At 69.8% G+C, this 13,524-nt stretch carries 11 protein-coding genes; 3 read left to right on the top strand and 8 right to left on the bottom strand.

The window, feature by feature from the left end:
• Positions 1-43: 43 nt before the first annotated feature.
• From ACFYZ4_RS19450 to ACFYZ4_RS19415, 8 genes are all read right to left on the bottom strand, one after another.
• Positions 44-631 carry an ATP/GTP-binding protein gene (locus ACFYZ4_RS19450; protein ID WP_215149809.1) on the bottom strand — a complete coding sequence of 196 codons (588 nt, stop codon included), beginning with the start codon at positions 629-631 and terminating at the stop codon, positions 44-46.
• Positions 612-1,166, bottom strand: coding sequence for a DUF742 domain-containing protein (locus ACFYZ4_RS19445; protein WP_351287663.1), 555 nt, complete (start codon positions 1,164-1,166; stop codon positions 612-614). The genes ACFYZ4_RS19450 and ACFYZ4_RS19445 overlap by 20 nt, the downstream gene beginning before the upstream one ends.
• Before the next feature lie 93 nt (positions 1,167-1,259).
• Entirely contained in the window at positions 1,260-1,673 is a 414-nt protein-coding gene (locus ACFYZ4_RS19440; RefSeq protein ID WP_030037347.1) for a roadblock/LC7 domain-containing protein, read from the bottom strand.
• A gap of 10 nt (positions 1,674-1,683) precedes the next feature.
• Positions 1,684-4,863: a nitrate- and nitrite sensing domain-containing protein gene (locus ACFYZ4_RS19435; protein ID WP_390784428.1), complete on the bottom strand. Its 3,180-nt coding sequence runs from the start codon at positions 4,861-4,863 to the stop codon at positions 1,684-1,686.
• 333 nt (positions 4,864-5,196) lie between these two features.
• The gene (locus ACFYZ4_RS19430) at positions 5,197-5,781 is read right to left on the bottom strand and encodes an ATP/GTP-binding protein (protein WP_266605322.1); all 585 of its coding nucleotides are present in this window, start codon (positions 5,779-5,781) and stop codon (positions 5,197-5,199) included.
• Positions 5,762-6,154 (bottom strand): DUF742 domain-containing protein, encoded by a 393-nt coding sequence (locus tag ACFYZ4_RS19425; RefSeq protein ID WP_030037344.1) that lies wholly within the window; start codon positions 6,152-6,154, stop codon positions 5,762-5,764. Before ACFYZ4_RS19425 ends, ACFYZ4_RS19430 begins: the two co-directional genes overlap by 20 nt.
• 152 nt (positions 6,155-6,306) lie before the next feature.
• Positions 6,307-6,720 (bottom strand): roadblock/LC7 domain-containing protein, encoded by a 414-nt coding sequence (locus ACFYZ4_RS19420; protein ID WP_030708442.1) that lies wholly within the window; start codon positions 6,718-6,720, stop codon positions 6,307-6,309.
• Positions 6,721-6,729: 9 nt separating this feature from the next.
• Complete coding sequence (locus tag ACFYZ4_RS19415; RefSeq protein ID WP_390784427.1) at positions 6,730-10,392, bottom strand: nitrate- and nitrite sensing domain-containing protein; 3,663 nt, start codon at positions 10,390-10,392, stop codon at positions 6,730-6,732.
• A 578-nt stretch (positions 10,393-10,970) separates the two neighbouring features.
• Here ACFYZ4_RS19415 and ACFYZ4_RS19410 point away from each other — a divergent pair.
• The 3 genes from ACFYZ4_RS19410 to gltX all read left to right on the top strand — a co-directional run bounded on the left by ACFYZ4_RS19410 (position 10,971) and on the right by gltX (position 13,516).
• Positions 10,971-11,162, top strand: coding sequence for a hypothetical protein (locus ACFYZ4_RS19410; protein ID WP_351287673.1), 192 nt, complete (start codon positions 10,971-10,973; stop codon positions 11,160-11,162).
• A 97-nt stretch (positions 11,163-11,259) separates the two neighbouring features.
• Positions 11,260-12,048 (top strand): fumarylacetoacetate hydrolase family protein, encoded by a 789-nt coding sequence (locus ACFYZ4_RS19405; RefSeq protein ID WP_030708445.1) that lies wholly within the window; start codon positions 11,260-11,262, stop codon positions 12,046-12,048.
• Positions 12,041-13,516, top strand: coding sequence for a glutamate--tRNA ligase (gltX, locus tag ACFYZ4_RS19400; RefSeq protein ID WP_351287677.1), 1,476 nt, complete (start codon positions 12,041-12,043; stop codon positions 13,514-13,516). Before ACFYZ4_RS19405 ends, gltX begins: the two co-directional genes overlap by 8 nt.
• Positions 13,517-13,524: the final 8 nt, after the last annotated feature.

Below are 13,524 nucleotides of genomic sequence, written 5' to 3'. Positions count from 1 at the left end.
TCGAGTGACACAGGGGCCTTTCGGATGCTGCGGACCGTGACCGCTACCGCAGGCGCGCCATGAGGGCGTGCTCGACGAGCGTGATGAGCGCGCTCTTGGCGTCCGCCCGGTGGCGGGCGTCCGTGGTGATGATGGGGGCGTCCGGGCCGATCTGCAGGGCCTCGCGGACTTCCTCCGGGGTGTAGGCCTGGTTCCCGTCGAAGCCGTTGAGGGCCACGACGAACGGCAGGCCGCTGTTCTCGAAGTAGTCGACCGCGGGGAAGCAGTCGGCGAGGCGGCGCGTGTCCACCAGCACGACGGCACCGATCGCGCCGCGGACGAGGTCGTCCCACATGAACCAGAAGCGGTCCTGGCCCGGCGTACCGAAGAGGTACAGGATCAGGTCCTGGTCCAGGGTGATGCGGCCGAAGTCCATGGCGACCGTGGTGGTCGTCTTGTCACCGGTGTGGGTGAGGTCGTCGATGCCGGCGGAGGCGCTGGTCATGACGGCTTCGGTGCGCAGCGGGTTGATCTCGGACACGGCTCCGACGAACGTGGTCTTGCCCACGCCGAAGCCGCCCGCCACCACGATCTTCGCGGAGGTGGTGGAGCGAGCAGGAGCCGCTCCGCCGTTAGAGCTTGCGAAGTCCACTGAGCACCCTTTCGAGCAGTGTCACATCTGGCTGGCCACCGGCAGACTCGTCGCCGCCGGGCTGGTGAATGGCGACAAGGCCCGCCTCCGCCAGGTCGGCGACGAGGATGCGGGCGACACCAAGAGGAATGGAGAGAAGTGCCGAGATCTCCGCGACGGATTTGATCTCCTGGCACAGGCGGCAGATGCGCTGGTGCTCGGGCAACTGCCCTTGCAGCCGCGCGGGATCGGCCGTGGTACTGACCAGCGCCTCGATGGCGAGCTGGTAGCGCGGCCGGGTACGGCCGCCGGTCATCGCGTACGGGCGCACCAGCGGGTTGTGGGCCTTCGGCGCCGGCTGCCGAGCGGCGCGCGGAGGCGGCTGCTGGGGCTGCTGGTACTGGGGCTGCTGGGGCTGTCCGTACGGCTGCTGCTGGTATGGGTTCTGCTCCGGCACGGGCCGGCTGGGTGCGGAGGGGAAGTTGAAGCGGTTCTGGTCGTGCCCACCCTGCGGCTGCTGCGCGCCGCCATAAGGATGTCCTCCGGGTGTTGTCACGTTTCCTCCTCCGACTCCAAGTACGCAGTACTCCCTGTGGAACCGCGCCACCGCACCCTATGGTGCGATGGCGCGAAACGCACTGCCTGTCTGCTAGTTGAGAAGACTTCCCTGCAGCTCGGCGCGCAAGTCCGGGGTGAGGACACTGCCCGCGCGATCCACCAGAAGGGCCATCTCGTAGCCCACGAGGCCGATGTCGCACTCGGGGTGCGCGAGCACCGCGAGGGACGATCCGTCCGAGACGGACATGAGGAAGAGGAACCCCCGGTCCATCTCGACCACGGTCTGGTTGACGGCGCCACCCTCGAAGATGCGGGAGGCTCCGGCGGTCAGCGACGTCAGTCCGGAGGCCACGGCCGCCAGCTGATCGGCGCGGTCGCGCGGAAACCCGTCGGACATCGCCAGAAGAAGGCCGTCGGCGGAGACCACCACCGTGTGGGACACCCCTGGGGTGTTGTCCACGAAGTTGGTGATCAACCAGTTCAGGTTCTGTGCCGCCTGGCTCATCGGGCTCACACTAACGCTCCTGGTCATAGCTGTTACTTGACTGCTCAGAACCCGCGCTGCGTCCCTGCTGGACACCGCGCCGCAGGTTGCTCAACCTGCCGCGGACGTCCTCCGGAGCGCGGGAGACCTGGGGGCCGCCCTGCGGGGTCGTCTCCGCCGCGCCCTCGACCAGGTTGGCCTTGGGCACGCGCCGAGGGAGACCGGACGGGGTGACCCCGCCCGCCTTCGGCTCACGGAGTTTGGCGGCCTGCTGCCAGCGCTCGTCGTTACCCGAGCGCCAGTCGGTGCCGCCTTCCTTCTCCTGCTCCGGAACGGCGGGCTGCTGACGCGGCGACCGCTGCTCGAAGAGGGATCCGGTGGACTCCGCTTCCTTCTGTGCCGGCTGCCACTGCTGCTGGCTGCCGCGGCGCGGCAGGCCCGCTCCGGTCATCACGTGACCGGTGTCGGCAGCGGCGCCCGGACGGTCGAAGCCTACGCGTTCCGGAGCCGGTTCGGGGACGGCCCGGGATTCCGATTCGGTCCCGTAATCCTGCTGGTAGGCAGCCGGATACGTGTTCTGATCGGGCCACTCGGCCTGCTCCGACCTGGCATCGAAGCCATTGTCGTAGCCCTGAGCGGTCGGCTGCTGGTCCGGGTAGCCGTCTTCCGTATAACCGTAGTCCTGCTGCGGGTACGCCTCGTAGCCCTGCTGGGCCTGCTGTGCCTCGTAGGAGGTGTCGTAGGCCTGCCCGGACTGCTGCTCGAAGCCCTGGTACTCCTGGTACCCGTGCTCCGGCTGAGGTTCCGGATACTCCTGGGAGCCCGGCTCGGCGTACTGCTGCTGGTCCTGCGGGAAGGTCACCTGGGCCGCCAGCGCGGCCCGGCGGTCCTGCTGTCCCAGGGACCGGCCGACCGGGTCGCCCAGGAGGCCGTCGGCGCCCTGCTGGTCGTACCGCGAGTCGTCGAAGCCGAGCTCGGCGGCGGTGCGCAGCGGGGCGGCCTGCTGGGCCTTCTGCTCCGGGATGATCTGGGAGACCGTGAAGTCGTCGTCCGGTACGCCCTCGCCACCGCCACCGTGGGTGATGGCGTCGGGGAGCATGACCAGCGAGGTGGTGCCGGCCGCCTCGCCCGAGGGGCGCAGCTGGACGCGGATGCTGTGGCGGTCCGCCAGCCGGCCGACCACGAACAGACCCATGCGCTGCGAGATCGCGGCGTCCACGGTCGGCGGGTTGGCCAGCTTGTGGTTGATGTCCGCGAAGTCCTCGGCGGTGAGGCCGATGCCCTTGTCGTGGATCTCGACCATCACGCGGCCGTCGGGAAGACGGGTCGCGTTCACGCGGACCTTGGTCTGCGGGGAGGAGAACGTGGTGGCGTTCTCCAGGAGCTCGGCGAGCAGGTGCACGAGGTCGGTCACGGCCTGGCCGTGGATCTCGGCCTCGGAGACGCCGGAGAGCTCGATGCGCTCGTACTGCTCCACCTCGGAGGAGGCGGCGCGCAGTACGTCGACGAGGGGCACCGGCTGGTCCCAGCGGCGGCCCGGCTCCTCACCCGCGAGGATGAGGAGGTTCTCGCCGTTGCGGCGCATACGGGTCGCCAGGTGGTCCAGGCGGAAGAGGTTCTCCAGCTGGTCCGGGTCGGCCTCGTTGTTCTCCAGGTCGGTGATGAGGGTCAGCTGGCCCTCGATCAGCGACTGGTTGCGCATGGAGAGGTTCGTGAAGATCGCGTTGACGTTGCCCCGCAGGAGCGCCTGCTCGGCGGCGAGCCGTACGGCTTCCCGGTGGACCTGGTCGAAGGCGCGGGCGACCTCGCCGATCTCGTCCTGGGAGTCGATCGGGATCGGGAGGACACGGGTGTCGACCTTGCCCGGATCGGTGCGCGAGAGCTGGTCGACGAGCATCGGCAGGCGCTGCTCGGCGATGTCGAAGGCCGAGCTGCGCAGGCGGCGCATCGCGCGGCCCATCTGGCGGGCCATGAGGCCGGCCATGATGAACGCGGCGAGCAGCGCCACGACCACGATGGCGCCGTTGACGATGGCGTCGGTGCGGGCCTCGTCGGAGACCGCGACGGCGTCGTTGACGGCCTTGTCGAGGAGTTCCCGCTCGATCTCGTCGTAGCCGTCGAACTTGGCGGTGGCGGCGGCCTGCCAGAACACGGGGTTCGTGCCGTTCTCGGCGAGCTTCTTCTTGCTCTCGCCGCTGGCGATCGCCTCGGTCATGCCGAGCAGCGGGTTGCCGTTGGGGGCGGGCGGCGGCACGAAGCGGGTTCCGGCCTGCTCGGCCTGGTGCTTGGCCTCGGCGAGCTTGGCCTTGCCCTCGTCCGACTTCTTGCCCATGACCTCCTTGAGGCGGTTCACGTCCTCCTCGGTGCCGGCCGCGACGTACTCGCCGATGGCGATTTCCTCGAGGTAGGCATAGGAGGAGAAGGCGACGAGCTGGGCCTTGCGCACGTTCTCGTCCGTGCTGGGACGGACGAGTAGGTGGGTGCCGACGGAGCGCTGCAGCGAGTTCGCCGCCTTGGCCAGCTGGACCGCGTAGACCATGCGGCCGTACGAGGTCACGTTGCCGGTGCCGAGGCCGAGCTCGTTGGCGAACTGCATGAGGTAGTGCTCGACGCCGACGTAGCCCTCTTCGGTCGGGATGGGGCCAGCCGCGGAGGGGAGGTTCTTCTTGGGGGTCTCGAAGGCGACCTGGTAGGCCTTTTCCCGGACTTCCTTGAGCTTGGGCTCCTCGGCGCGGAAGAGGTCCAGACGCCGTTCCAGGCCCTGGTTCTTCGGCATGTCCTGGACGGCCTTGTCGAACTTCTCCTTGGCCTCGGTCGTGACCGCGTAGGCCTTGGTGACCTGCTGGGAGTTGGTCTGGCCGTTCAGGAGGGGCTCGGCGGTCAGGTCACGCTCGTTGAGCAGTGCCTGGCTGTACTCCGAGGCTGCCTGGACGACCCGGGCTATCTGCTCGGCGTCCTTGGCCTCGTTCCACTGGTCGACGGAGCCCTTCACCTGGAAGCCGCCCATGACCAGGCCCACGAGGGCCGGCACGAGCAGGATCGCGTTCAGGCGGGTCGGTACGCGCCAGTTGCGGGGCGAAAATCTGCTGGTGCTCCCGGGGCGCGCGGGCGGCTCCACGGGCACGTCGACGGGCGACGCGGCCGCTCGCGGCGGCGGGGTGAAGTTGCCGCGCGCGGGTTCAACCGCGGGGCTTGCGTTGCTTCGCCTCACTCGACCAACAACCTTCCGGCGGTGCTACTAGCTAGTTCGTTGAATTCCAGCACGGTTCACGGCCGTGTTCCAAACAGTTGGAATCAGCCATTCCAAGATCCTTATGCCCCACGTAAATCGGACATAAAGAGCTTCCTGCGGCAAAAATAGGGGGAGTTGTGCGCGTAGCGGCACCAACCGAACGCACCCCGTGGCCAACTGGCGGCAATTGTCTGTCGAAACGTTATGAACGGAGAGGGCGGGCCGTGTCCTATGACACAGCCCGCCCTCTCACGTTGTGAAGAACCCGTGGGACTTGAGTGGTGCCGCTTGAGTCCGGCTGCCTGCGTGGTGTTACTTGAGACGGGCCATGAGGGCGTGCTCGACGAGCGTGATGAGCGCGCTCTTGGCGTCCGCCCGGTGGCGGGCGTCCGTCGTGATGATGGGGGCGCCGGGGCCGATCTGCAAGGCTTCGCGGACTTCCTCCGGCGTGTACGGCTGGTGTCCCTCAAATCCGTTGAGGGCCACGACGAACGGCAGGCCGCTGTTCTCGAAGTAGTCGACCGCGGGGAAGCAGTCGGCGAGGCGGCGCGTGTCCACCAGCACGATCGCACCGATCGCGCCGCGGACGAGGTCGTCCCACATGAACCAGAAGCGGTCCTGGCCCGGCGTACCGAAGAGGTACAGGATCAGGTCCTGGTCCAGGGTGATGCGGCCGAAGTCCATGGCGACGGTCGTGGTCGTCTTGTCACCGGTGTGCGTGAGGTCGTCGATGCCCGCGCTCGCGGAGGTCATGACGGCTTCGGTGCGCAGCGGGTTGATCTCGGACACGGCTCCGACGAACGTGGTCTTGCCCACGCCGAAGCCGCCCGCCACCACGATCTTGGCGGAGGTGGTGGAGCGAGCAGGAGCCGCTCCGCTAGATGTTCCGAAGGCCACTGAGCACCCTTTCGAGCAGCGTTACATCCGGCGTGCCGCCGGCCTCTCCATTGCCCGGCTGGTGGATGGCCACCATTCCGGCCTCCGCCAGGTCGGCGACGAGGATCCGGGCGACACCGAGCGGCATCGACAGCAGTGCGGAGACCTCGGCGACCGACTTGACCTCGCGGCACAGGGTGCAGATGCGCTGGTGCTCCGGGAGCAGGCCGGACAGGTGCATCGGATCGGCGGTGGTGCTGACCAGCGCCTCGATGGCGAGCTGGTAGCGCGGCCGGGTACGGCCGCCGGTCATCGCGTACGGACGCACCAGCGGCTGATCGCCTTCCGAGTACGAATCTCCGTACGCATCGGGGTAGGCGGGGGGCGGGGTCATGGATCCTCCGGGCTGGACAGCAGTGGTCAGCGTGCCGTCTGACGGGGCGGCCGGTGGGGGGGACTGTATGACGGCCTGGCGGGGGTACTGGATTCCGGGGGCGGGGCCCCGGTCTCCCGGCCGGTAGTACCGTCCGGCCGGGAGGGGGGAAGTCAGCCGAGCAGGCTTCCCTGAAGTTCGGCGCGCAGGTCCGGGGTGAGGACACTGCCCGCGCGATCCACCAGAAGAGCCATCTCGTAGCCCACGAGGCCGATGTCGCACTCGGGGTGCGCCAGTACGGCCAGCGAGGATCCGTCCGAGACGGACATGAGGAAGAGGAACCCCCGGTCCATCTCGACCACGGTCTGGTTGACGGCGCCGCCCTCGAAGATGCGGGAGGCACCGGCGGTCAGCGACGTCAGTCCGGAGGCCACGGCCGCCAGCTGATCGGCGCGGTCGCGGGGGAATCCTTCGGACATCGCCAGAAGGAGTCCATCGGCGGAGACCACCACCGTGTGGGACACCCCGGGGGTGTTGTCCACGAAGTTGGTGATCAACCAGTTCAGGTTCTGTGCCGCCTGGCTCATCGAACTCAACTATCGCTCCTGCTGGTAAGTGGGGTCGATGTGGTAACTGCCGGTCGCCGGTCCGTTGTTGCCGGCCTGACGGCCCTGCTGGATACCGCGTCGGAGGTTGGTCAGACGGCCGCGGACGTCGTCCGGCGCCCGCGAGACCTGCGGACCCGCCTGCGCCTCGGCCTGCTGCTGCGCGGTGCCGGCCACGAGGTTCGCTCGCGGGACCCGGCGGGGCAGCCCCGAGGTCGTGATGCCGCCGGCCGCGGGCTGGCGCACGCGCTCGGCCTGGCGCATCAGCTCGTCGTTCGGCGAGGACTTCCAGCTGACGGTCGGCATGCTGCCGGTCGCCGCCGCGGCGGGCTCGGCCGCGGACTCCTGGCCGCGCTGCGGCAGCGGCTGCTGCGGCGCGGGGGCCGCCGGAGCGGACTGCTGCGGCTGCCGGCCCTGCTGGGGCATCGCCGAGCCCGGTCCCTGCGCGGGGGGCTGCTGCCCCTCCTCGCGGAACCAGTTCGACTCGAGCGTGTCGAAGATCGGGCTGCGGCCGTCGCCGGAGCTCTGGGCCGGCGGCAGCGCCTCCGGCCGGTGAGCCTGCGGCAGTCGCGGGGTCTCCGGGCGCGCCGGCGGTACGGGTGCGTACCCGCCGCCGGGCTGCGGAGGCTGCGGCTGCGTGTGCTGCGGCTGCTGCGGGGCCTGGGGCTGACGGGCGAAGCCGCCGACACCGGGGCCGCCGGGCCGCTGGGGCTGGTAGCCCGGGCGCTCGAACTGTCCGGTGGTGGACGGGTCCACGGTGCCCCGCACGTCCGGACGCTCGAACTGTCCGGTCGTGCTGCCCAGGCCGTCGGCCTGCGGCATCGGGGCGTTGAAGTCCGGGCGGGCGAACTCCGCGGTCGAGCCGGGGCCCGACAGCTCGTCGTGGCCGCGCGCCTGGTCGGCGCCCCAGCTGGTGGTCTGCGGTCCGGGAAGCTCCGGACGCGCGGCGCCGCCGCGCGGCGGCAGCTGCGGGCGGGCGCCGTTCGGACCCGGGGCCGGCTGCTGCTGCTGAGGCTGGGCCTGCTGCTGGGGCTGCGGCTGCGGCTGCTGAGGACGCTCGAAGCCGTTGCCCTGCGGGAACCCGGACGGACCGGCCGCCGAGGGCGACTGGGCCGGACGGGCCTGCGGGCCGCCGCCGAATCCGGCACCGGCACCGGCGACCGGACCGCGGGCCGGCAGCGGGCCACCGGCGCCGAAGGCACCCTGGCCCTGGCCCGTGGTGGTCGGACCCTGCTGCGGACGGGCACCGGGAGCACCGGGACCGCCCTGCTGCGGAGGCCGCCCGCCCTGCGGGCCCTGCGGACGCTGACCGGAGCCGTCGCGGCCCGGGAGGGCGGCGCGCTGGCCGCCCGCACCGACCTGACCGCGCTGCGGACCCGCACCCACGGACGGCCGTGCGGCCGCACCGGGCACGGAAGCCTGACCGCCGGGGGCACCCTGGGCGCCACCGGGGCCGCCCTGGCCCGGCATCGGACCCGGCTTCTTGCCGCCCTGGGCGACGTCCACCGGCAGCATGACGAGGGCCGTCGTACCGCCCGAGTCGGAGGGGCGCAGCTGGATGCGGATGCCGTGTCGCAGGGACAGGCGGCCGACCACGAACAGACCCATGCGGCGGGAGACCGAGACGTCCACGGTCGGCGGCGACGCGAGCCGCTCGTTGATCGCGGCGAGGTCCTCGGGGGAGAGGCCGATACCGGTGTCGTGGATCTCGACGAGCACGCGGCCGTCGGGCAGCGCGTGACCGGTGACCTTGACCTTGGTCTGCGGGGAGGAGAACGACGTGGCGTTCTCCAGCAGCTCGGCGAGCACGTGCACGAGGTCGTTGACGACGCGGCCGGCGACATCGGTGCCGGGCACCGAGGCCAGCTCGACGCGCTCGTACTGCTCCACCTCGGAGGCGGCGGCACGGAGCACGTCGACCAGCGGGACGGGGCGGGTCCACCGGCGGCCCGGCTCCTCGCCCGCGAGGACGAGGAGGTTTTCGCCGTTACGGCGCATGCGGGTCGCGAGGTGGTCGAGCTTGAAGAGCGAGGAGAGCTGGTCCGGGTCGGCCTCGCGCGACTCCAGTTCGGAGATGAGCGACAGCTGACGCTGGATGAGGCCCTGGGAGCGGCGCGAGAGGTTGGTGAACATCGCGTTGACGTTGCCTCGCAGGAGGGCCTGCTCGGCGGCGAGGCGGACGGCCTCGCGGTGCACGTCGTCGAATGCCGCGGCCACCTGGCCGATCTCGTCGCGGGTGTGCACACCGACCGACTCCACGGACGTGTCCACGTCCTGCGGGTCCGACTCGGACAGCTGCTTGACGAGCTCGGGCAGCCGGTCCTGCGCGACCCGCGTCGCGGTGTCCTGCAGGCGGCGCAGCGAGCGGATCATCGAGCGGGCCATGACGAAGGCGCCGACGAGGGAGACACCGAGGACGAGGAGGATCAGGGCACCGTTGATGATGGCGTCCTGCTGGGCCTCGTTCTTCAGCTCGCGGGCCTTCTGCTCCATCTCCTCGAGCAGGGTCAGCTCGATGACCTTCATGGCCTGGAGCTTGGTGCCGTCGGCGTCGTACCAGTCCAGCCAGGACCGGTTCTTCTCGCGGAGGAAGGCGTCCTGGCTGGCCAGCACGCGGCGCGCGTAGTGGTCGGCGGTGGAGATCTCCGAGTTGCTGTCGCCGAGGCCGGCGAGGAGCTCCTCGGTGCGGCCCTGGTAGACGAGCTCGAAGGTGGTCTTCGACTGCTGCTCGCCCTTCTGCGCGGAGAGGGCGTAGAGCCGGTCGTTCTCCTTCAGCTCACCCTGCTTCTCCGAGGTGTCGGGGAGCGAGGCGGCGATGATCGCGCGCTGGATGGAGGCGTACTCCTTGGCGGCGGAGAAGGCCGCCAGGGCACGGGTACGCTTGATCATCTCCGGGTTGGAGGTGGCCTGCGCCATGTCCTGGGAGAGCGAGAGCAGCGAGACGATCATCGCGTTGTACTCGCTGACGGTCTGCTGGGCGCCGTTGACGTACGCCTTGTCGCGGACCGTCTGGATGTTCGCGATCTGACGGCCGATCTGCAGCACGTTGTTGCGGATCGACTTGAGGGTGTCGTCCTTCTCGCCCGTGCCGTCGACCCTGTCCGTCGCGGCGGCGAAGGCCTTGGCGGCGGTGTCGGTCTGCTGGCGGACACCGTCGACCGAGCTGGTGCTCTTGCCCTTGGAGATCGAGAGCGGACCCGCGGAGAGGTCGCGCTCCTCCTGGAGCATGGCGGCCAGGTTGGTGGCCTGCCGGGTCATCGTCGTGAGCAGCTGCATGTGTTCCAGCTGCGCGATGTCGTTGAGCGAGTCGTTGATGCGGAAGCCACCGAGCGTGGTGGCGGCGACGACCGGCAGGGTCAGCAGCGACACGAGTCGCGTGCTGATGCGCCAGTTCTGCATGGCGAGGCGAGAGCCGGGCCCACTGGGGGCCTTCGGTATCGCCACGTCCTGCTCAGCCGGCCCGGCCTTGGACTTGCCGGCCTTCGCGGACTTCCCACGGCCCTTCGCCTTCACCGCGGCGGAGGAGTCGGGGCCTGCGCCTTCGACAGCCGGCCCGCGGTTCTGGGCGTGCTGGGGCGAGGAGCCACGGTCGGTCCCGCCGCGCGGCTCCTGCTCCGCCGCAGCGCTGCCATCCCTCTTGAATCGTCCCTGCACTAGCGTCGCAACCTCTGGACCAGGCGTCCCGCCGGGCGACCGGTGGGACGGTGTCGAGTCGTGGGGCACGTGCGGCCCCATGGTGGTCGTCGGTGACCGGCGCGTCTCCCTCTCCTTGCCGCCGCGCTCGGCGCTGAGTCGCGCCACCTGCGCGCCGGCTGTTTCCCGCGGCGGTCCCGCGAATTCCAGCACAGTGGAGGATCTCCAACAAGGTGCGCGTGTCGGCCCGGAGAGTTGCTCACGGCACGTGACGGGCGCGCTACGCGATGTGCGACCGCATTCGGTAGAAACCGGACTTACGTCATCCAAACAACAAGGCTGGCAAGGTGTCCCAGTCGCGATGATCAGGAGCGGAATGCCGCATTCAGTGGCGCAATGTCCGTTTCGTCGGGTGAAGTTGACTGTCCACTATGCCTGAAATGACTGGTCACAGGTGAGCAAACTCACACAGCCGTGGCCATTACTTCCCGGTTCGGCGGGGGATTCAGATGTTTAGCCTTGCCCCTTAAAGGGTTGGCGCCAGGGTTGGTGCATCGACAGCCGACACTCCCAGATCGAACCGAGGACCCCGAACTCCCATGAAGACGACGACGATGATGTTCCGCAACATAGCCAACCCCCGCCGCACCACCCTCGCGCACCTCAAGGACGCCGAGGAGCTGCAGGCGGCGCCGGCCACCCCGGAACACTCCGTCGAGCTGCCCACGCAGACCGCCAACCCCCGGCGCACGGTCCTGATGGACGCGCCGGTCGCCGCCGCCGCGCAGTAGCCGCACAGCTGCGGAACGCGAAGCGTCCCCGCCCGCCGCGTTAGCCTGGGGTTCGCAGACTCCAGCCGGCGGACATACAGAGGGGCAGACGCAACACGTGCGCATCGCCAGGTTCTCGATCGACGGAAATGTCGCGTTCGGCGCGGTCGAGGGCAGCACCGCCCCCGGCGACGAAGCGACGCTCGTGCTTGACATCATCAAGGGCATCCCGTTCGCGGACTTCGAGCTCTCGGGCACGAAGGTGCCGCTGAGCAAGGTCCGGCTGCTGCCGCCCGTGCTCCCGAACAAGGTCGTGGCCATCGGCCGCAACTACGCGGAGCACGCGGCAGAGCTCGGCAACGAGGTTCCGGACGCGCCGATCACCTTCTTCAAGCCCTCCACCTCGGTGGTCGGCCCCGGTGATCCGATCACGTACCCCTCGTTCTCCCAGGACGTCCACCACGAGGCGGAGCTCGCCGTGGTCATCGGCCGCATGTGCCGGGAGGTCCCCAGGGAACGCGTCAAGGACGTCATCCTCGGCTACACCTGCGCGAACGACGTCACCGCCCGCGACGTCCAGCAGCGGGAGAAGCAGTGGGCCCGGGCCAAGGGCTTCGACAGCGCCTGCCCCCTCGGCCCCTGGATCGAGACCGACCTGGACCCGGGCGACCTGACCATCCAGTGCACCGTGAACGGCGAACAGCGCCAGCTCGGCCGCACCAGCGACATGGTCCGCTCCATCGAAGACCTCGTCGTCCACATCACCGAGGCCATGACGCTGCTCCCGGGCGACGTCATCCTCACGGGGACCCCGGCCGGAGTCGGCCCCCTGAACGTCGGCGACGAGGTCGCCGTCACCATCGAAGGCATCGGCACTCTCACCAACAAGGTGATCAAGCGTGGTTAACGGACCTGTCCGCGTACGTTTCTGTCCCTCCCCGACCGGCAACCCCCACGTGGGTCTGGTCCGCACCGCCCTGTTCAACTGGGCGTTCGCCCGCCACCACGGCGGCACGTTCGTCTTCCGCATCGAGGACACCGACGCGGCCCGCGACTCCGAGGAGTCGTACGACCAGCTGCTCGCCTCGCTGCGCTGGCTCGGCTTCACCTGGGACGAGGGCCCCGAGGTCGGCGGCCCGCACGCCCCGTACCGCCAGTCCGAGCGCATGGACATCTACCAGGACGTCGCGAAGAAGCTGCTCGACGGCGGCTACGCGTACCACTGCTACTGCACCACCGAGGAGCTCGACGCGCGCCGTGCGGCCGCCCGCGCCGCCGGCAAGCCCTCCGGCTACGACGGCCACTGCCGCGAGCTCACCACCGTGCAGGTCGAGGCGTACCAGGGCGAGCACCGCCCGGCGATCGTCCGCTTCCGGATGCCCGACGAGCCGATCACCTTCACCGACCTCGTCCGCGGCGAGCTGACCTTCACCCCGGACAACGTGCCGGACTTCGGCATCGTCCGGGCCAACGGCGCCCCGCTCTACACGCTGGTCAACCCCGTCGACGACGCGCTCATGGAGATCACCCACGTCCTGCGCGGCGAGGACCTCCTCTCCTCGACCCCCCGCCAGATCGCGCTCTACAAGGCACTGATCGAGCTGGGCGTCGCCAAGTCCACCCCCGCGTTCGGCCACCTGCCGTACGTGATGGGCGAGGGCAACAAGAAGCTCTCCAAGCGCGACCCCGAGGCCTCGCTCAACCTGTACCGCGAGCGCGGCTTCCTCCCCGAGGGCCTGCTGAACTACCTCTCGCTCCTCGGCTGGTCCTTCTCCAAGGACCAGGACGTCTTCTCGATCGAGGAGATGGTCCAGAAGTTCGACATCGACGGTGTGAACGCCAACCCGGCGCGCTTCGACCTGAAGAAGGCCGAGTCGATCAACGGCGACCACATCCGCCTGCTCGACCCGAAGGCCTTCGCGGACGCCTGCGCCCCGTGGCTGCGGGCCCCGCACGCCAACTGGGCGCCCGAGGACTTCGACGCCGCGGCCTGGGAGCGCATCGCCCCGTACGCCCAGACCCGCGTCACCGTCCTGTCGGACATCACGGCCAACGTCGACTTCCTCTTCCTGAAGGAGCCGGTCGAGGACCAGGCCTCGTGGGACAAGGCGATGAAGGGCGAGCCGGCGGCCCTCCTGACGACGGCGCGCGAGAACCTGGCGAACGCCGACTGGTCGGACCCCGAGTCCCTCAAGCAGGCCGTCCTGACCGCGGGCGAGGCCCACGGCCTCAAGCTCGGCAAGGCCCAGGCCCCGGTCCGCGTGGCCGTCACCGGCCGCACGGTCGGCCTGCCGCTGTTCGAGTCCCTGGAGATCCTGGGCAAGGACCGCTCCCTGGCCCGCATCGACGCGACGCTGGCCAAGCTGGCCGCGTAGCTCTCCCC

The organism is Streptomyces sp. NPDC001513 (genome assembly GCF_042894695.1).
Classification (GTDB): Bacteria; Actinomycetota; Actinomycetes; order Streptomycetales; family Streptomycetaceae; genus Streptomyces.
Note: the sequence above shows the minus strand (reverse complement) of the source record. Positions and strands in the feature narration are given on the sequence as shown.